Annotated in this window: 12 protein-coding genes and 1 tRNA gene; 7 read left to right on the top strand and 6 right to left on the bottom strand. The window is 69.4% G+C overall.

Annotated features, from left to right (window positions below):
* The first annotated feature begins 177 nt into the window (after positions 1-177).
* Positions 178-909, top strand: a complete 732-nt coding sequence (locus tag ACR80S_RS02695; RefSeq protein ID WP_435400766.1) for a helix-turn-helix domain-containing protein — start codon at positions 178-180, stop codon at positions 907-909.
* 236 nt (positions 910-1,145) lie between these two features.
* Positions 1,146-3,119: a sensor domain-containing diguanylate cyclase gene (locus ACR80S_RS02700; RefSeq protein WP_435402513.1), complete on the top strand. Its 1,974-nt coding sequence runs from the start codon at positions 1,146-1,148 to the stop codon at positions 3,117-3,119.
* A gap of 48 nt (positions 3,120-3,167) precedes the next feature.
* Here ACR80S_RS02700 and ACR80S_RS02705 read toward each other — a convergent pair whose 3' ends face one another.
* From ACR80S_RS02705 to ACR80S_RS02725, 5 genes are all read right to left on the bottom strand, one after another.
* On the bottom strand, positions 3,168-3,647 hold the full coding sequence (locus ACR80S_RS02705) for a tripartite tricarboxylate transporter TctB family protein (protein WP_435402514.1): 480 nt from the start codon (positions 3,645-3,647) through the stop codon (positions 3,168-3,170).
* Positions 3,644-5,176: a tripartite tricarboxylate transporter permease gene (locus ACR80S_RS02710; protein ID WP_435402515.1), complete on the bottom strand. Its 1,533-nt coding sequence runs from the start codon at positions 5,174-5,176 to the stop codon at positions 3,644-3,646. Before ACR80S_RS02710 ends, ACR80S_RS02705 begins: the two co-directional genes overlap by 4 nt.
* Before the next feature lie 88 nt (positions 5,177-5,264).
* Entirely contained in the window at positions 5,265-6,350 is a 1,086-nt protein-coding gene (locus ACR80S_RS02715) for a Bug family tripartite tricarboxylate transporter substrate binding protein (protein ID WP_435400770.1), read from the bottom strand.
* A gap of 294 nt (positions 6,351-6,644) precedes the next feature.
* Positions 6,645-10,358 carry a lamin tail domain-containing protein gene (locus ACR80S_RS02720; protein ID WP_435402516.1) on the bottom strand — a complete coding sequence of 1,238 codons (3,714 nt, stop codon included), beginning with the start codon at positions 10,356-10,358 and terminating at the stop codon, positions 6,645-6,647.
* Between the two features lie 22 nt (positions 10,359-10,380).
* Positions 10,381-11,133, bottom strand: a complete 753-nt coding sequence (locus ACR80S_RS02725; protein ID WP_435402517.1) for a hypothetical protein — start codon at positions 11,131-11,133, stop codon at positions 10,381-10,383.
* Positions 11,134-11,455: 322 nt separating this feature from the next.
* On the opposite strand from ACR80S_RS02725, the gene ACR80S_RS02730 reads away from it, so the two are divergent.
* On the top strand, positions 11,456-11,602 hold the full coding sequence (locus ACR80S_RS02730) for a hypothetical protein (protein ID WP_435400773.1): 147 nt from the start codon (positions 11,456-11,458) through the stop codon (positions 11,600-11,602).
* A 180-nt stretch (positions 11,603-11,782) separates the two neighbouring features.
* Here the strand turns inward: ACR80S_RS02730 and ACR80S_RS02735 are convergent.
* A tRNA-Arg gene (locus tag ACR80S_RS02735) sits at positions 11,783-11,859 on the bottom strand.
* A 169-nt stretch (positions 11,860-12,028) separates the two neighbouring features.
* Here ACR80S_RS02735 and ACR80S_RS02740 point away from each other — a divergent pair.
* Genes ACR80S_RS02740 through ACR80S_RS02755 form a run of 4 tightly spaced genes read left to right on the top strand, consistent with a single transcriptional unit; the run spans position 12,029 to position 18,881 of the window.
* Entirely contained in the window at positions 12,029-13,309 is a 1,281-nt protein-coding gene (locus ACR80S_RS02740; RefSeq protein ID WP_435402518.1) for an efflux RND transporter periplasmic adaptor subunit, read from the top strand.
* Positions 13,306-16,443 carry an efflux RND transporter permease subunit gene (locus ACR80S_RS02745; RefSeq protein WP_435402519.1) on the top strand — a complete coding sequence of 1,046 codons (3,138 nt, stop codon included), beginning with the start codon at positions 13,306-13,308 and terminating at the stop codon, positions 16,441-16,443. The genes ACR80S_RS02740 and ACR80S_RS02745 overlap by 4 nt, the downstream gene beginning before the upstream one ends.
* A 42-nt stretch (positions 16,444-16,485) precedes the next feature.
* A complete protein-coding gene (locus ACR80S_RS02750) occupies positions 16,486-17,991 on the top strand; it encodes an amidase (RefSeq protein WP_435402520.1) in 1,506 nt (501 codons plus the stop codon).
* 41 nt (positions 17,992-18,032) lie between these two features.
* Positions 18,033-18,881, top strand: a complete 849-nt coding sequence (locus ACR80S_RS02755) for a methyltransferase domain-containing protein (RefSeq protein WP_435402521.1) — start codon at positions 18,033-18,035, stop codon at positions 18,879-18,881.
* The last annotated feature ends 34 nt before the right edge of the window (positions 18,882-18,915 follow it).

Below are 18,915 nucleotides of genomic sequence, written 5' to 3' on the forward strand. Positions count from 1 at the left end.
AGGTCATCGCGGGAACTTTCCATGCGACTGGTGCGCCTTGGCCATGCAACGGCTGTGATGCGTGTCGCGATGAGCAGCGGGGATGAGAAGAGGAGGGGAGATTTGCCTCACCCCGGCTGGGATGGTCTAACCTGACCTAGGTCAACCACGCCAGCTCACGACGCCAAGGATGTGCGTATGACGATTACCAGCCAGACCAAACTGCGGCCGGGGGAGAGGCACTGCGAGGGCTGCTCGCTGCACCCGACTTGCCTGACGCGTGGCCTCTCCCAGGCCGCCCTCGACGCCTTCGATGAGATCATCGTGCAACCCCGGCCGCTCAAGCGCGGCCAGACGCTGGTGCGCCAGGGGCAGCCCTTCCGCAGCCTCTACCTGGTGCGCACCGGCAGCCTCAAGCAGGTGATGCGCCTGCCGGGCCGCCATGACGAACAGGTGATTCATTTCTACCTGCCCAGCGAGGCGGTGGGGCTGGAGGCGATCGGCGAGGCGTACTGTCCCGCCTCGGTGGTGGCCCTGGAGACTACCTTCGTCTGCGAGCTGCCCTTCGAGCAGCTCGAATCTCTGGCGGTGCGTCATGACGCCCTGCGTGCCGAGCTGATGCGCTGCATGAGCCGTGAACTGCGAGGCGATCAGCGCCAGGTCTGCCTGTTGTCCGGGCGAACCGCCGAGCAGCGCCTGGCGGGCTTCCTGCTGGGCCTCTCCCAGCGCTTCCATGCCCGCGGCTACTCCCGCTATCGCTTCCAGCTCACCATGTCCCGCGCGGACATGGGCAGCCATCTCGGGCTGGCCCTGGAGACGGTGAGTCGGGTGATGGGGCGCTTCCAGCGGCAGGGGCTGGTGAAGGTGGCGGGGCGCGAACTCACCCTTCGCTCGCTGGAGGGCCTGGAGGCGCTGGGTGAGGAGGTCTGATGACGGGCTCCAGCGGGTTCACCTGCTCCAGGGTTGAAGCCCCGTGATTCCAGCGGCTCGGCTTGGCGGCGACGTCGACGTCAGGGCCTGATAGCATCTGCTTAATCAAGCCATTCTTTAGCATGATGTATCTGCCCCGATGGACCGCCGGACGTTCGCTCGCCGATGACGATTCTCACCCCTATCTATCTTGCCACGAGATTTCGCCCCCCTACCTTGCCCGGTCGGGGGGCCGCTTGGGCGGCTGGCTGAACCTGTCGCTGCGCCAGCGGCTGCTGCTGGGCATCGGTCTGGGTTGGCTGGCGCTGGTGGCGGCGCTGCTCGGCTACAGCCACCTGAGCGGCGGAAACATGACGCGCCACGAGAACCGCCTCCACCTGGAATACGAAGCGCAGCTGCTGGCGGATCAGCTCTCCCGGGAGCTGGCCGAGCGCAAGCGGGTGCTGGCGCGGCTGGCCGACGACATCGCCATCGATGACCCCGGCCTCGGGCTGCGCCTGGGAGGCCAGCAACCCATGCTGGCACTGTTCGATCGATTGATGGTGTTCGATGCCAAGGGGCACCCCGTGGCGGAGTGGCCGCCCTTCCCCGAGGGCGGTCCCGAGATCGGCCAGCGCCCCTACTTCCAGCACGTGAAGGCCTTTCGCCGCCCCTATGTCAGCGAGCCCTATCGCGGGGGCGAGACCGGCATCGATCAGGTCATGGTGATTCACCCGCTGCTCGGCGAAGGGGGAGAGTTCCTGGGCCTGCTCGGCGGCAACACCAGCCTGCGCGACGGTGAGGCCTACCTCAACCTGCGCGGCCGGCGGCTGGGCGAGACGGGACACGTGATGCTGGCCACCGCCGATGGGCGGGTGATCAGCCATCCGAACGAGGCGTGGCTGACTCGACCGCTGCCCGGGGGCGACACCCACCCGCTGGTCGAGCAGGCGCTGCTCGGCTGGCAGGGGAGCGGTGAGGGGCTGACCCTGGACGGCGAGCCGGCGCTGGCCGCCTTCCGCCAGGTGTGGCCGGCGGCCTGGGTGGTGGCCGTCTATCTGCCGCTTGCCCAGCTTCAGGAACCGGTCAACCGCTATGCCCGCGAGCTGCGCTGGGTGGGCGTGGGCAGCGTGGCGCTGATGCTGCCCCTGCTGTGGTGGCTGCTGGGGCTCGGCCTGCGCCCGCTGCATCGCCTGGAGCGCCAGATCGCCCGGGTGGGGCAGGGCAAGGCCGACCGCCTGGAACTCAATACCGGCATGGTCGAACTGCAGCAGGTCGCCGAGGCATTCAACCGCGTGGAAGCGGATCGCCGCGACGCCATGGAGTCTCTGGAGGCCCGCGAGGCCTTCCTGCAGGCGGTGCTGGCCTCCTCGCCGGTGGGCATGTTCCTCACCGACCCCCGCGGCCAGGTGAACTACCTCAACCCGGCGCTGACGCGGCTTTCCGGCATCGCGCTTGCCGACTATCGGTCGCTGGCCTGGCTGCGTCGAGTCCATCCGGAGGACCGCGGCACCGTCCTGGCGGGCTGGCGCGGGGCGCTGCTGCCGGGGGGTGCCCTGACCCAGCTCTACCGCTTCCGCGGCGCTGAAGGCGCCTGGCGCTGGCTGGAGGTGCACGCCAGTCGGGTCAGTGGGGGCGGTCGTGTGCTGGGTTTCGTGGGGCTGGTGCAGGACATCACCGATCGCCACGAGCGTGAGCAGCGCCAGCGCTGGGAGGCGGAGCACGACCCCCTGACCCGCTGCTTCAATCGTCGCGGCTTTGCCCGCCGCCTGGCGGCGGCCTGCGATCTGTCGCGGCGCCGGGCCGACCACGCGCTGGCACTGGTAATGCTCGACCTGGACCACTTCAAGGAGGTCAACGACAGCGCCGGCCACGCGGTGGGTGATGAGCTGTTGCAGCGGGTGGCCGAGGCGCTGGGTGACGCAGTGCGCGGCGAAGACGCCGTGGCGCGCCTGGGGGGCGACGAGTTCGCCATCCTGCTCGCCGGGGCGTCCCCCGAGGTGGCTCAGGAGATCGCCAAGCGGGTGCGCCAGCGGCTGGCGACCATCGACTTTCGCCACGGCGGCCGCCGCTTCGGGGTCAGCGCCAGCCTGGGGGTGGCCCTCCTCACCGAGGATGACAACGACGCCAGCCTGATGGAGCGTGCGGACAGGGCCAGCTATCGTGCCAAGCAGAGCGGACGCAACCGGGTGGTGATGGCGGACGCCTTCCTGCCGTTGGAGAACAGCTGAGTCGCTGCCCCGGGCCAGTCAGAACAGTGATGAGCAGAACAGCGAGGCTCAGAACAGCAGCGGAGTTGGCCAACGCAGCTGCAGCGCCACGCCCAGCCCCCACAGCAGTGCCACCAGCCCCCCGGAGAGCGCGAGGCTGGGCAGCCAGGGGCTACGATGCTGCAGTCTGAGGAAGCCCAGCACGTAGAGCCCGGCGGCGGGCAGGGCGCCCACCAGGAAGAACAGGCCGATGAAGGCCGCCATCCAGGCGAAGAACTTGAGCCCCCGGGCGTAGAAGGCGGGGGTCTCGTCGTCTTCTCCCAGGTCGCTGAAGTCGCTCTCCTCCTTCGCCCCGCGGCGAATCGCCTGACGGCCCAGCTCCAGCACGGCGAGCAGGATGCCGAGGCTCGCCACGGCGGTGGGAAAGAGCCGTGCCCCCAGTGAGAAACCCTGGCTGATCCACAATATGGCGACCATGCAGGCAAGCACTGCCAGCACGAAGGGGGTCTGCAGGTGGTGCGTCACGGCGGCGATCAGGCGTGCCTTCATCGTGTCTCCTCCCGCGGATGCGGCTCCCCGGCCTCATCGGCGTGCTTCAGGGCGTCGGTGCTTCGCTCGGTGGAGCGCTTGAGCATCACGCTGCCCACCACCAGGAAGACCGCCAGCCCCCCGATGGTAAGTACGCCGGGACGAGTGAGCCACTCCCAGTCGTAAAGGTTGTAGGACATCCACAGGTAGCGCTCGGCGAGCCCCGAGAGGATGAAGCCGATCAGCAGCGGCGGGCGTGGCATGCCGCTGCGCTTCATGATCCAGCCGAGCACCCCGAAGCCGAGCAGGAGGGCGAGATCCGCCCAATGGCGGGTCTCCTGCCAGGCCCCCACCACCACGATGACGATGATCACCGGGGCGATGTACTGGAAGGGGATGAAGGTGAGTCGCGAGATCGGCTTGGAGAGCAGCAGGCAGATCAGGGTGCCGAATACGTTGGCCAGGGCCAGCGACCAGATGATCACGAATACCAGGTCCAGGTCGCGGGTGAGCATCTGCGGCCCCGGCTGCACGCCGAAGATCATCAGCGCGGCGAGCAGCATGGCCATGGCCGAGGAGCCGGGCACCCCGAACAGCAGGGTGGGCATCAGCACGCCCCCTTCCTTGGCGTTGTTGGCGCTCTCCGGGGCGATTACCCCGCGCACGTCGCCCTTGCCGAACTGGCTGCGGTCCTTGCTGGTCTGGGCGGCGATGCCGTAGTTCACCCAGTCGATGATCGACGAGCCCATGCCGGGAATGGCGCCGATGGCCACGCCGATGAGGCTGTGGCGTATCACCAGCCACTTGTGGTTCAGGGTGTCCTTCGCCCCCTGGACCCAGCCGTGGCCGAGGCCCTTGGAGCGCTCGGCGATGGCACCGCCCCGGGCCAGCAGGTCGATGATCTCCGGCAGGGCGAACAGCCCCAGCGCCACGATCACCAGCGAGAGACCGTCGTAGAGGTAGAGGAAATCGCCGGCGAAGCGGTACTCGGCGGCCACCGGTGCGCCGCCGATGGTACCGAGCGCGAGGCCCGCCACCGCGGCCAGCATGCCCTTGAGTGGGCGGTTGCCGGAGAGTACCCCGATCATCGATAGGCCCAGCAGGGTAAGCATGAACAGCTCCGGCGAGCCGAAGGCCAGGATCAGGGGGCGGGCGAAGGGCACGACCGCGGAGAGCGCCAGGGCGCCGATCAACCCGCCGATCAGCGAGGCGGTGAAGGCGGCCCCCAGGGCACGGGCCGCCTCGCCGCGCTGGGCCATGGGGTAGCCGTCCATGATGGTCGCCTGGGAACCCGATGAGCCGGGGATGCCCATCAGAACCGAGGGGAAGGTGTCGGCGCTGGGCACCGCCGCGGCGATGCCGATCAGCAGCGCCACGCCGGCGTAGGCGTCCATGCCGAACAGGAAGGGCAGCACCAGGGCCATGCCCATCAGCCCGCCGAGGCCAGGCAGGATGCCCACGGCGATGCCGATGGCCACGCCGGCGAACAGCATCATCAGGCGGAAGGGGTCGAGCAGGATCCACAGGGCGTTGATCAGGGCGTCGAGCATGAGGTGGTCCCGGAGTCAAAAAAAAGTGCGCCCGCAACGCAAACCGGCCGCCCGATAGACTCGGACGGCCGGGCGGGGCGCTTAACGGTCAGTCGAACTCGGTGCCGAAGCGCTCGTTGAGCATGCCGCGCAGGAAGTCGAGCACTTCCGGCGAGGCCGCTTCCATGCTGGCCTTGATCTGGCCGAGGTCGTCGCCCCACATGATGTCGTAGCCCTCGAGGATGTTGGCCGCGGCCGCCTGGAACTCGGGGTCGTTGACCATGCCCTCGACGCCGACGCGCAGGGCGGTCATGGCCTCCTCGGGGATGTCGTCGTGAGCCCAGACGGTGCCCCGGGTGTTCTGTACAAGCGGGACGGTAACCTTGAAGGCCTCCCAGATGGTGCCGGAGGGCATCTCGCCGTGGATCTGCTCGTAGAGCTCCGGTGCGGTGATCATGTCGGGCACCGCCGGGTCGCGGACCGGGTTGCCATCGGCATCGATGAAGCCGATGGCGTAGAGCGGCATGACACGGCCTTCGTCCACCAGCGGCTGCACGCTGTTGAGGTAGGCCGGCGTGGACTGGGTGTTGATCATCAGCTCGCCGCGCTCGAAGGCGATGCGGGTGTCGCCGCGGCCGCCGTAGCCGGGCACCGCGCGGTACTCCAGGTCGAACATCTCCAGCGCCACCAGCGACTCCAGCAGGCCGACCGGGTCGGTGATGCCCTTGGTCAGGCGGCCGCGAGCCTCGAGCAGCTCGCTGGGGTCCTCGATGCCGGCTTCGGTGGAGATGGCGGTGACGTGACCCATGGGCGAGGCCACCACCGGCTCCAGCTCATCGAGGTCCAGGCGCAGACCCTTGAGGCCCAGGAAGGCGCGCAGGTTGAGGTGGCCGGAGGCGGTCAACAGGGTGGTGCCGTCATGGTCGACGCGCTGGGCGAATTCGTTGCTGCCCAGCAGGCCGCCGGCCCCGGTGACGTTCTCGGCCACGATGGTCGGCTCGCCCGGAATGTGCTTGCCCAGGTACTGGCTGATCAGTCGCCCGAAGGTATCGGTGCCGCCACCCGGCGAGAAGGGGATGATCATGCGGATGTTCTTGCCGTCGTAGTACTCGGCGGCCTGGGCGGTGCCGAACAGGCTGGCGGTGGCGAAGGCCAGGCCGGCGGCCAGGGCGGTCAGGGGGCGAATCTGAGGCATGGGTCGAGCTCCCGTCGTTGGCTTCTTCATGGCCAGGGAGGATGGAGCCTGATCGTGACGGTTTCTTGATGGTTGCGTGACGGCGGCTCCACCCGTGACTCCGCAAGCATAGGCAGGGGAGCGGGGGAGTACCAGAAGGGGAGATAAACGGATGGCGCCCCCATCAGGATTTGAATCGCCCCGGTTTCGTAGACACCTCCAGGCCTTATTCATGTTGCCGGTGGCCACGCCTTCCAGTGCCGTCACCTTCGCCACAGGGGATCTACCGATCAAGAACATGATTCACTCGCAGGCCTAAGCAGGCCGGGACCGCAGCGGCAGGTACAAATACTCGGCCCGCACGATGTCCCGGTCGTCGATCAGGGTCGACCGGTCCCCGGTGTTGTTCCACACCGCCCGGTTCCGCCCCCAGTACAGGCGTTCGGAAGAATCCGTGCCGCGCCCGGTATGCACCGACACCGTCTGCCCTGCAAACAGCTCGAACACGGGAAAACGGAATGTGTGGCGCGCGCGATCCGCCAGACGCCAGTCTGTGAGGACGACCGACCGGGTGCCCACGTTGCGGATCGCGACCACCTCCTGCTCTGTAGCCAGGTGGTCGTCACCTGGCGTGTCGAAGACCGACTGCGCCGGATCGATCTCCAGCTTCTCCTCGAACGGATGGCTGGGATTCACGGCGAACACCACCGAGCATCGCACCGGCGTCTCACCGGTGCCGTAGACCAAGGTGCATTCGAGATGGTTGATGCCCGCGCGCAAGGCACCACCGCCCATGGTCAGCGTCTTGCGCAGGAGGAGGGTATTGCGCGCGGCGTCGTACTGCCACTCGGCCGGGTCGACCGCCACCGCGTTGGAGTTGGCGGCGAGCAGCACGCGGTTCGGCGCACCGGGCTGCACGAGGCTCGGCCGCGCGCCGCGAACACGCAGGACAGTTTCGACCTGCGCGCTGTAGGCCCAGTTGTCGTCCGGACTTCCCTGCAGGCCTGCCGGGGTCAGGAACTCGATGGTGACAGGGTCAACGTAGAGCTCGTGCTCCTCTGCCCGGCGATCGAGCCACCGTTTCCGGGCCGTGGCACGCTCGGCGACGGCCTGATCGCGCTGCTCGCGTGCGCTGCGCTCCGCCTCGTTGTACGCGATCGCTTGCTCGATCGCCGTGCGCAGCGCCGCGATGCTCATCAGGACCGCTTGCGCCGTTTCGGCGATGTGCTGCGGGGTGATCTCCGGTGGCAGGACGATGCCGGTCGGCCCCAGCGCGGCGTTGATGCGCGCCAACGCCCGGAGCCGGATGCGCTCGCCGAGCACGGCCAGGGCGGCGGGCGCATCCGACGTGGCGTCGACGAGGTCGCCGAGGCCGTCCGCCAGATCTCCCAGGCCCACCAGGGCGGCATCGATCGCTGGACGCGCCAACCCGAAAACGAAAACGACCGTGCCAGTCGCGTACGAGATGGCTTCCGCCTGTTGCTGCGCCGGCAGCAGGCCGAATCCTGGAACCGCGCGCGCGGTTGCCTCCGCCACCTCGATGCCCTGCAGCAGCGCCTGGTCCAGGATCGCCTTCCGCACCGCGGCGTCGCGCAGGAAGGTCGCCGCCTGCTGCAGTGCCTGCGCCGTGCGCCGCGCCGCCGCTTCCGCGTCCTCCAGGTGACGCTCCGCCTCGCGCCGCCATTGCTGATAACGCTCCCACGCCCGTTGCACCGCATCCAGGAACGCGGCAAGGAACTCCCGGGCGGCGTCCTCCAGAGCCACCACCTGGACCAGGGTGAGCTTGAGGTGGAAGGCGGTGATGGCCGGCACGACGCGCTCGAAGAGCACACTCAGCTCGTCTGCCGTCAGCTCGCACAGCAGGCCGTTCAGCTCCATCAGCCCCTGTGGGTCCGGGATATAGGCGCACTCGCGCAGGTTCTCGAAGAAGTTCTGAACCTGCTGGCCGTCGGTATAGTCGACGTGTCCGTCGATCGACAGCAGCAACCGTACCATCAGCTCGCGCAGCCGCGTTCGGCGCGGATCGGTCCAGATGTTAGGGCCGAAGGCCGCCGCGCCGGCATCGAGCAGGTCGGCGACAAGACCCCGCGTCGGTCCGCTCAGATCCTGCGGTGCCGGGACGCCCGGCGGCAGCAGGGCCGGGGTGAGCAAGCAGGCGGCCTGCACCATCTCGTGATCCGGAGCATTGCGCACCGTCGCCGCCAAGTCCGTCATGCCCTGGTTCATGTGCACCACGGCGTGGTGCACCAGGATGTCGCCGAGGACAACGACGTTGCGCACCACGACCTTTGCCACGAGCGCGCTCAGCGCCGAGCGGAAGCTGGTCAGGAAGGGCGACATCCCGTCGCTCGGGACGCCCTGATCGACGAGCCGGTCGAGCTGGTCGAAGACGAAGCCGCTCGTCGCCAGCAGGCAAGGCTCGGCCACCTCGTCGATCCACACCCGAGCGTCCGCGTCGGCGCCCAGCCGGTCGCGCAACTCCGGTAGGAGATCAGCGGCGATGTGGCCGTCGATCGCTTCCTTAACCACGTCGCGCAGCTTCCGGTACAGCGCGGTTCTGGACAGGTCTTCGCCCAGCCCTGCAAGCAATGCCGATTCGACGACCTCCCCCGGCGTTAGCCCCAGTGTTTGTCCGAGCCGGCCGAGCAGCAGCGACAACTCCGGTATCAGGTCGTCGAGGACCGGGGCGACGCCGGTCCCGAATAGGTAGTCCAGGGCGTCGTGGAGCATGAGCCGGTCGGGCATGTCGCCGAGGTGCTGGGCGAGCGCCGCGCGCACCACCGGCGGCGGCTCCAGGAGCGGTAGGGCGACGAGGTCGGCCTCCACCGCGACCGCGCCGAGCCCGACGACCGAACCGGAGGCTCTCAGCGTACCGATCTGTTGGCGCAGCGCCTCTGTCGTGGCCACCGACACCCACAACACCGTCAGCGGCTCGCGCCAATGCGTAGTCTCCGCGGGCGCGACGACAGTGAAGACGTGGATCAGGCGATCGAGGATGGAAGGCAGGATCTGCACCGTCAGCGGCCTATCAACGAGGTCGTCGATCAGACCCTCGACGACCGGGCGCAGCGCGGCCTGCTGCGCAGCGCTGAGATGGCCCTCCGACACGCGCAGTAATGCGTTCTCCAGCAACCCGGCGGCGAGCCGCTCGCCCGCTCCGGCCAGCTTGTCGATCAGGTAGCGCTGCAGCTGGGCGAAGGTGTTATCGATGAACGGCTGCACCTGAAGCTCGGTGTCGTTCAGCGCCGATAGCACGGCACGTTGCCCCAGCTCGTAGGCCGACTGAAGCGTGAGCGGCAGGGCGAAGTCCAGGAGTTCGACCGCTGGTTGAAAATGCTCGGGCAGTTGCTGCCTCGCTTCACGGACCAGCTCCGCGGTGATCCGCTCGCTGGCGTAGTTGACGAACCGCTTGGGGTTCTCGAGCCCGATCGACGCGAAGAGGTCCCAGCCCGTCCCGGCGCCCCAGCCGACCGCGGCGCCTGCCTCGACGGTGAAGCCCGCGTCCCGGTCGTCGCGCAGCGTGCCGCGTACATACAAGTGCGCCTGGGCCTGTGCGGAAAAGCTCGCCTTGCCCCACACACCGGCCTCCAGGACCACCTCGTTGACGAACGCGATGAACAGATCATAGGCGAGGCCGGGGAGCTGCTGGCGGGCGATGGCGGCGATGTCACGCCAGTCCAGACCGAGCGCGATGCGACCCGCGACCGCCGCCTCGGCGTAGGCTGCGATGTCCGCCGACAGACCGAACGTGTCGAACAGGTCCGGTGTGACGCGGACATCCACTCGAACGCCGGCCGCGGCGAAGGCGCTGCCTTCGCCGCGGATTGCAGGCAGTAAGATCGAGGCGGCCGTCTCGAGCTGCGCCAGGGCCTGTGCCGAAAGCTGCGCATTCAGGCCGTGGCACAGGGCCAGCTGGCCGGCGAACGTGACGCGCGCGCCGGCGCCGACCCGCCCGTGGACGATGCCCTCGTCGAAGCCGGCCGCCGCCCCCAGCGTGAAGATGTCCCCTGAAGCATTCAGCTCCGGCATACGACCTCCCGGTCAGTGCCGCTCACCAACCAGCCGCAGAGGGCCAGTCGGGAGAGCTCTTGTAGGCGGTTACCGCCGCCTCGTAGGTACGGTTGGTATCGGGCGCAGCATCCGCATGCTCGGCGTCGAGCATCGCCGTCGAGTAATGGTCCTTGATGATCCGGCGCGCATCGCTCTCCCTGCCGACGTGGAGCATGCGCACGACCGGGTCGCCGGCACGTTCGAGCTCCATCGCTTCCTTCGTTCTCGTGAGCTCTGAGACCTCGTCGGCTGGCATGTCGCTCGGCGGGTTGCCGAAGGCACTGATCACTTGGTTCACCATCTTGAGCTGGCCCTGGAAGGCGCCGAGCTCTGACTGCCAGCGGAACAGGCGGTACTCCGGCTTGCTCAGGTAGGGCGCCGCCTCGGCTATCGCGAAGTCGCGCACGTGGATATCCTTGGCATGGACGTACTCGTGCAGGAGGACGAAGGCGAGCCGGTGAATGGTCGCTGCGCGCGCCGCCATGATCTTGATGACGACAGTGCCGTCGTTATCGCGGCCGGCCTGGGCGATCTGGTGCGGATTGGAAAAGGGCGCGCCCGAGGAGATCAGCTTGATGGTGTGGCTCGTGAAAATGGCGGAGAAGATGGGCGACTGACCGGTGATGTGAGCGACCTGCTGCTGGGTCGGTGTGTCCCAGGCAAGCCGTTGCCGCGGTGCCGGCTGCGCGGTGGCGCCGTCCAACTCGGCGAGCAGTTCCTTCAAGCGCTGCACGAGGTTATCGCAGATCAACACGATCCGTTCCCTCCTGTTGGAGAGCTCCGCGGTCAATACCCGGGCGCCCAACTGTGTCCGACGGCCCACGATGTGCTCGTCCCTGCCATCAAGAGCGCAGCCGCCCGGTCCAGCGCGCGTCCGGTTTGCACCTTGGAACTTTCGGTGTGGCATTCTCCCATTTGTTTATAGCCCGGTTTGTCGATTACCGGCGAAAGAACGGCCGGATAATCACCGTTTTTTTTCCGCGCGCGGTGTGTGGCTGGCAGCCGCCATCACCCGCCGGCGCTTCAATCCAAGAAACCCGATATAGAGGGCGAGATCCTGATGCTCGAGTGGCACCATGGCCGCGAGGGCAGAGTGGTGGTGCCGGAGCCGACGCTATAGTCGCGACGAGGCCTTTCTGGCCGCCAACGGAGTCGACATGCAGGGCATCGGCGAGCCGTGGCTGATGGTGGCGATACGCGATCCACGGTCGCTCGAATCATGACCAATGCGAGTGCAATGTCATGCTGGGATGGGGGCTTCTAGGCGTTGCAGTGGGAGACGCCATGGGGGGCGCAGTGCCGTCACGGGCCTACCCATCAGTCTTGTTGGGGTCGCTGTGGGGTCGGAAGCAGCTAATGGTAATTTTTTAAGGTGATGAAAGTGAATAACTTATTGATTTTCTTGGCGCCCCCTTCAGGATTCGAACCTGAGACCTTCCCCTTAGGAGGGGGACGCTCTATCCAGCTGAGCTAAGGGGGCCAAGCGCTGCGCATTATAGGGAAAGTCGACGGCGAGTGAAACCACGCGGGGTGAGGTGGGGGGAGAGGGTGGCGCTGCGCTACCTTGCCGCAGCCTGAGCAAGCGGCATTCGTGGCAGCCCCGCCGCAGCGTATAGTAGTCCTCGCTAACCATCGGCACGGATGACCCCATGCTCAAGCGCCTGCTTCCCCTTCTGTTGATTGCCCTCGGCGTGGCCGGCTTCATGGCCCTGCGCCTGACCCGGCCGGAGCCTCCGCCGGCGGTGCCCCAGGAGCGCAGCTGGCGCGTCGAGGCGCTGACGGTGGCCCATGCCGAGCACGTGCCGGTACTGCCGCTGTTCGGCGAGCTGGTGGCGCCGGAACGGGTCAGCCTGGTGGCGCCCATCGCCGCCCGGGTGGCCGAGCGCCCGGTGCGGGACGGCCAGCGGGTGAGCGAGGGCGCGCTGCTGGTGGCCTTGGACGATGCCGACCTGCTGCCGCCGCTGCGCCAGGCCGAGGCGGAGGTGGCCGACCTCGAGGCCCAGGTGGACAACGAGCGCCTCCGCCACGACAACGACCGCCAGGCCCTGGCTCGGGAGAGCGAGATCCTGGCCAGCGCCAATCGTCAGCTGGAGCGCAACCGTTCGCTGGTGGAACGCAACCTGACCTCCCAGGCGGATCTCGACACCGCCCGCGACGCCGTGGCCCGGGCTCGGCTCAGCGTGACCACCCGCGAGAGCGCGGTGGCCGAGCACCCCTCGCGCCTGGCGAGCCTGGAGGCGCGGCTGGCTCGCGCCCGGGCCATGATGGAGACGGCCCGTCGGGACGTCGAGCGCGGACGGGTGCTGGCGCCCTTCGATGGGGTGGTGACGCAGGTGGCGGTGGCCCCGGGCGACCAGGTGGCAGCCCGGGCACCGCTGCTCTCGCTCTACCCGGCCGAGGGGCTGGAGCTGCGCGCGCGGGTGCCCCATCGCTACCAGGCCGAGCTGGCGGCGAGCCTTGCCCGCGGCGAGTCGCTTGGCGCCCGGGCCGAGGAGAGCGGCCAGCGCTTCGTGCTGTCGGGCCTGGCCGGCGACAGCGACCCGGCCGGCACCGAGGCGATATTCACCCTCGACGGAGAGGCCTCCGGGCTTCGCCCGGGGGCGCTGGTGGCGGTGCTGCTGGAGCGCCCGGCGGTAGCGGACGCCCTGGCGGTGCCCTTCGCCGCCCTGCACGGCAGCGACCTGCTCTACCGCATCGATGACGATTCGCGGCTCCAGCGCCAGCGGGTCGAGCGCCTGGGCGAGACCCTGGGCCCCGACGGCGAGCGCTGGCTGCTGGTGCGCGCGGCTGGGCTCGCCGAGGGGCCGGGCGAGGCACTGGCCGAGGGCGATCGGGTGATCGCCACCCACCTGCCCAACGCCATGCAGGGGCTGCGAGTCGAGGTGGCGGAGGGCCTGCCCCAGGAGCCGGTCGAGGAGGTCGGCCAGTGAGGCGCCGCGGCGGCCTGATCGGCTTCTTCGTCCACCATCGGGTGGCGGCCAACCTGGTGATGCTGGTGATGTTGCTGGGGGGCGCGCTCGGCATCGCGCGCATGAACATCCAGTTCTTCCCCACCTTCGCCCTGGACGTGGTCAGCGTGCGGGTGGTGTGGAGCGGCGCCTCCGCCGAGGACATCGAGCAGGGCATCACCAATCCCCTGGAGCAGCGCCTGCGCAGCCTCGACGGGCTCAAGCGCATGACCTCCACCTCCGCCCAGGGCATCGCCAGCATCACCCTGGAGTTCCAGGAGGGCAGCGACCCGGTGCTGGCGCTGGACGATGTGCGCCAACAGGTGGACAGCTTCACCAACCTGCCGGCGGACGCCGAGACACCGGAAGTCTCCCGGCTGGCCCGCTACGAGCCGGTGGCGCGGCTGCTGGTGCACGGCGACTTGGCTCCCCATGAGCTCCGTCAGCTGGCCCAGCGCTTCGAGGACGAACTGCTGTTCGGCGGCATTGACCGGGTGGAGATCACCGGCCTGCCGGCCCAGCAGATCAGCATCGAGGTGCCCGCGGAACGCCTGCAGGGGCTCTCGCTGTCGCTCGGCGATATTGCCGTCCGGGTGCAGGCGATGTCCCGGGATCTACCGGCGGGCCTGTTGGGTCAGCGCGACAGTGCCCGGGAGCTGCGTTCGCTGCAGCAGCGCCGTGACGCCCTGGGCTTCCAGGATCTGCCGGTCCTCAGCGGCGACCGGGTGCAGCTGCGCCTGGGCGATATCGCGGTGATCCGTCAGGAGCCAAGGGAAGGGCAGGTGGAGCTCGCCTATCGGGGGCGCCCGGCGGCGGAGCTGGTGCTGCAGCGCGCCGAGGCGGGCAACTCCCTGGCGGCCGCCCGGGTGCTGGAGGCGTGGCTCGAGGAAACGCGGCCGACCCTGCCGCCCAGCGTCGAGCTCGAGGTCTATGACGAGTCCTGGCAGCTGATCGACGATCGCATCTCGCTCCTGCTGGTCAACGGCGCCAGCGGCCTGCTGCTGGTGGTGATCCTGCTCTATTTCTTCCTGCCGGCGCGGGTGGCGCTGTGGGTGGCCATCGGCATTCCCACCGCCTTCATGGCGGCGCTGGGGGTGTTCTGGGGCATCGGCGGCTCCATCAACATGATGTCACTGTTCGCGCTGATCATGGCGCTGGGGGTGATCGTCGACGACGCCATCGTGGTGGGCGAGGACGCCGATGCCCACCACCGCCTGGGCGAGGCGCCCCGCCACGCTTCGGCGGGGGCGGCGCGGCGCATGCTGTGGCCGGTGGTGGCCTCCTCGCTGACCACGGTGGCGGCTTTCATGCCGCTGCTGATGGTGGGCGGGGTGATCGGCAATATCCTCGGTGACATTCCGGTGATCATGATCTGCGTGCTGATCGCCTCGCTGCTGGAGTGCTTCGTGGTGCTGCCTGCCCACCTGCGCAACGCCTTCGTGCCCGGCAAGGAGAAGGCGCGGCCTCCCCGCGGCATCGCCCGGCTGCGCGAGGGGTTCGAACATCGCTTCGAGGCCTTCCGCGAGGGGCCCTTCCGGCGCTTCTCGGCGCTGACCCTGCGCCATCGCGGTGCCACGGTGGCGGGTGCCCTGGCGGTCACCCTGGTCACCGCGGGGCTGCTGGCCGGCGGACGGCTCGGCTTCAACTTCTTCCCGTCCCCGGAGTCCAGCGTGGTCTACGCCAACGCCAGCTTCGTGGCCGGCACCGACCGGGCGCGGGTGGCGGAGTTCGTCGACCATCTCCAGGCGACCCTGGAGGAGACCGACAGCGACCTGGGCGGCGATCTGGTGAGGCTGGCGGTGTCGCGCTACGGCACCACCCAGGAAGGCGGCTCTCCCGGGCGCAGCGCCGACGAGGTGGGCTCGCTGATGATCGAGCTGATCTCGCCGGATCACCGCGAGGTGCGCAACGCCGCCTTCATCCGCGCCTGGCGCGAGCGTATACGCGAACCCGCCGGCCTCGATTCGCTGAACATCAACGAGCGCGCCGCCGGCCCGCCGGGGCGCGATGTCAACGTGCGCCTCACCGGCGAGGATGCCCTCGCGCTGCGCCTGGCCGCGGACACCCTGGCCCAGGCCATGGCGGGGCTCTCCGGGGTGCTCGACACCGAGGACGACATGCCCTGGGGCCGCGAACAGCTGGTCTATCGGGTCAACGCCTTCGGCGAGGCGCTGGGACTGACTACCGCCGATCTGGGCCGCCAGCTGCGCACCGCCTTCGACGGTCAGGTGGTGCAGATCCATCAGTCGGGTGCCGATGAGATCGAGGTGCGGGTGCAGCTGCCTCGGGCCCAGCGCGAGCGACTCGCGACCCTCTCGGGGCTGGCGGTGAGCCTGCCGGACGGTCGACAGGTGCCACTGAGCCAGGTGATGGAGCTCGACCACCGCCAGGGCTTCGAAGCGCTTCGCCACGCCGATGGCCAGCTGGCAGTGGAGGTGAGCGCCGAGCTCGATACCTCCGTCACCTCGGCGGAGCAGGTGTTGGAGAGCCTATCGGCGGCGCTGTTGCCGGCCCTGGCCCGGGACCACCACCTCCACTACAGCTTCGAGGGGCGGGCCGCCGACCAGCGTGAGACCCTGGCCGACATGCGCATGGGCCTGCTGGTGGGACTCGGGCTGATGTACGGCGTCCTGACCTGGGTGTTCGCCTCCTGGAGCCTGCCGCTGATTGTCATGGCGATCATCCCCTTCTCGCTGGTGGGGGCGCTGCTGGGCCACTGGGCGCTGGGCATCGACCTGACCGTGCTCTCGCTGTTCGGCCTGTTCGGGCTCTCCGGCATCGTGGTCAACAACGCCATCATCCTGGTGAGCTTCTATCGCGAGCAGCGCGATCGGGGGCTGGCCATCGACGAGGCGCTCAACGAGGCGGTGGTGCAGCGGGTGAGGGCGGTGCTGCTCACGTCGCTGACCACCATCGGCGGGCTGTTGCCGCTGCTCTTCGAGACCTCGCTGCAGGCGCAGTTCCTGATTCCCATGGCGACCTCCATCGCCTTCGGCCTGGGCGGTTCGACGTTTCTTGTGCTGCTGGTCACCCCGGCGCTGCTCTCCTGGCTGGAACACGGCCGCGAGCGTCTGGCGCGGCGGCGAGCCGTGGCATCAGCGGAGCCGGAGGGCTAGGCTTGGGCTGCAGCGGAGTGAACCGTGGCAGGGGAGAAGCAGATGGACGTTCGCGACTACCGCGCCCATGACGGGTTGGGGCTGGCGGCGCTGATCCGCTCCGGCGAGGTGAGCCGCGGGGAGGTGTTCGCCGCCGCCTGCGCGGCCATCGAGGCGCAGAACCCTTCGCTGGGGGCGGTGGTGCGCACCCGCTTTGATCAGGCCCGCGAGGAGGGGCGGGCCGTCGACCCGGCCGCACCCTTTGCCGGGGTGCCCACCCTCACCAAGGACCTGCTGATGGCCATCGGCGGGGAGCCGCTGGCCTTCGGCAGCGCCGCCATGGCCCAGTGGCGCGCCCCCGAGGACTCGAGCCTGGTGACACGGCTGCGCGCGGCAGGCCTCACGATCCTCGGCCAGACCGCCACCCCCGAACTGGGGCTGATGGGCATCACCGAGCCCCGGGCCTTTCCCCACCCGGTCAACCCCTGGGCGCCCGAGCACTCGCCCGGCGGCTCCAGCGGCGGTTCTGCCACGGCGGTGGCCGGCGGCTTGGTCCCCCTGGCCCTGGCCGGCGACGGCGGCGGTTCGATCCGGATCCCGGCAAGCCACTGCGGTCTCTTCGGGCTCAAGCCCTCCCGCGGGCGGGTGCCGCTGGGGCCCATGTTCGGCGAGGTGTGGCAGGGGGCGGTGGTGGAGCACGCCCTGACCCGCAGCGTGCGTGACAGCGCCGCGCTGCTCGATGCCATCAACGGCATGGACGAGGGCAGCCCCTGGCCGCTGCTCCGGGAAACCGGCTTCCTCGACGCCCTCGCGCGGCCGCCCGAGTCGCTGCGAGTAGCGGTATCATTGGGGGAGCCCCTGGGCGCAGCCCTTGGCACCCGCCTGGACCCCGAGGTGCGCCGGGCGGTGGAACAGGCCGCCCAGCGCCTGGAGGGGCTGGGACACCACGTGGAGTGGGCCGAGCCAAACCTCGACGGGGAGGTGCTTGCCGACAGCTACCTGACCCTCTACCTGGGCCACCTGGCGGCGGATCTCGCCTGGGTCAGCGAACAGACCGACGTGGCGGTGTCACGGCTCGACATCGAGCCCGCCACCCGCGCCATCGGGCGCCTGGGCCGCTGCCTGCCGGCCCGTGACTACGAGGCCGCCAAGCGCTACTGGAATCGCGTGGCCCGCGACATGGCTGCCTTCCACCGCCGCTTCGATGTGCTGCTGATGCCGGTGGCCGCCACCCCGGCCCCGCGCATTGGAGAGCTCTACCCGACGCCCGCCCGGGAGCGGCTGATGGCGCTGCTGGCGATTCCCGGCGCCTCGCCCATGGCGCTCAAGGCCGGCATGCTCAAGCGCCTGGCCGCCGACTCGCTGCGCCTGACCCCCTTCACCCAGCTGGCGAACCTCACCGGCCAACCGGCCATGTCGCTGCCGCTGCACATCACCCCCGAGGGGCTACCGGTGGGCGTGCAGGTGCTCGGCCCCATGGGTGACGAGCGCCGCCTGCTGGCGCTGGCCGCCCAGGTGGAGGCCGAGGTCGACTGGGGCCGCCACCTGCCGCGGCCGCCAAGCCATTAAGTTCAGGTAGAATGCCCGCCGACTTCGCCAACGTGTGCCCCATGCCCAAGCCCCCCGATACCCCGATACCCTCGCCGCCTTCGGTTTCTCCCCTCTCCGCCGCAGGCGATCGCCACTTCGACGGCCTGGCCGAGAAGTTCGCCGAGAGCCTCTACGGCGGTGTGCGCGGCGAGCTGCGCCTGGCGCTGCTCGACCGGCTGCTGCCGGAGCTGCTCGCGCTGCAGGGCCAGCCGGTGCTCGACGTGGGCGGCGGCCTCGGCCAACTGGCGGGCTGGTTCGCCGGGCGCGGCCACGCCGTGACCCTGGTCGAGCCCTCCGGCGAGATGCTGGCGCGGGCCCGTGAGTCGCTGGAGGGTCGGGGAGTCAGCTTCCTGCAGGCGCCGCTGCAGGTGCTGCCCGAGCTCGCCCCCGGCCCCTGGCCGCTGATCGCCTGCCACGCGGTGCTGGAGTGGCTGGCCGACCCCCGCGCCGCCCTGGCCACCCTGGCCGGGCGCCTGGCGCCTGGCGGGCAGCTCTCGCTGATGGTCTTCAACCGCGACGCCCTGCGCTTCTCCAACGTGGTGAAGGGCAACCTGGAGAAGGCCCTGGCCGACCGGTTGGCGGGCAAGGGGCTGCGTCGGCGGCTGACGCCGATCTCGCCGCTGACCCACGCCCAGATCACGACCTGGAGCGCCGAGCTGGGCCTCGAGGTTCGCGCCGTGGCGGGGGTGCGCATCTTCCACGACTACCTGCGCATGCCCCCCGAGAGCGACGCCGACCGCGCGGCGCTGCTGGAACTCGAGTGGCGCTACTGCCGGTTCGACCCCCACTGGCGCCTGGGGCGCTACCTGCTCTACACCCTGGTGCGCCCCGAGACCCCACCCCCACTGGCTGAGGAGCCCGGAACATGAACGTCGAGACTATTCGCTCCGGGACCCTCCGCTC

This window comes from Halomonas salsilacus (genome assembly GCF_051216275.1).
Lineage (GTDB): Bacteria > Pseudomonadota > Gammaproteobacteria > Pseudomonadales > Halomonadaceae > Halomonas.

What these genes read in the sequence shown, in the direction of transcription:
- ACR80S_RS02715 (WP_435400770.1), bottom strand. Translation starts at nt 6,350, where the DNA reads ATGCCTCAGATTCGCCCCCTGACCGCCCTGGCCGCCGGCCTGGCCTTC.
- ACR80S_RS02720 (WP_435402516.1), bottom strand. Translation starts at nt 10,358, where the DNA reads ATGCCGGAGCTGAATGCTTCAGGGGACATCTTCACGCTGGGGGCGGCG.
- ACR80S_RS02750 (WP_435402520.1), top strand. Translation starts at nt 16,486, where the DNA reads ATGGACGTTCGCGACTACCGCGCCCATGACGGGTTGGGGCTGGCGGCG.
- ACR80S_RS02755 (WP_435402521.1), top strand. Translation starts at nt 18,033, where the DNA reads ATGCCCAAGCCCCCCGATACCCCGATACCCTCGCCGCCTTCGGTTTCT.
- ACR80S_RS02705 (WP_435402514.1), bottom strand. Translation starts at nt 3,647, where the DNA reads ATGAAGGCACGCCTGATCGCCGCCGTGACGCACCACCTGCAGACCCCC.
- ACR80S_RS02730 (WP_435400773.1), top strand. Translation starts at nt 11,456, where the DNA reads ATGGCCGCGAGGGCAGAGTGGTGGTGCCGGAGCCGACGCTATAGTCGC.
- ACR80S_RS02695 (WP_435400766.1), top strand. Translation starts at nt 178, where the DNA reads ATGACGATTACCAGCCAGACCAAACTGCGGCCGGGGGAGAGGCACTGC.
- ACR80S_RS02710 (WP_435402515.1), bottom strand. Translation starts at nt 5,176, where the DNA reads ATGCTCGACGCCCTGATCAACGCCCTGTGGATCCTGCTCGACCCCTTC.
- ACR80S_RS02740 (WP_435402518.1), top strand. Translation starts at nt 12,029, where the DNA reads ATGCTCAAGCGCCTGCTTCCCCTTCTGTTGATTGCCCTCGGCGTGGCC.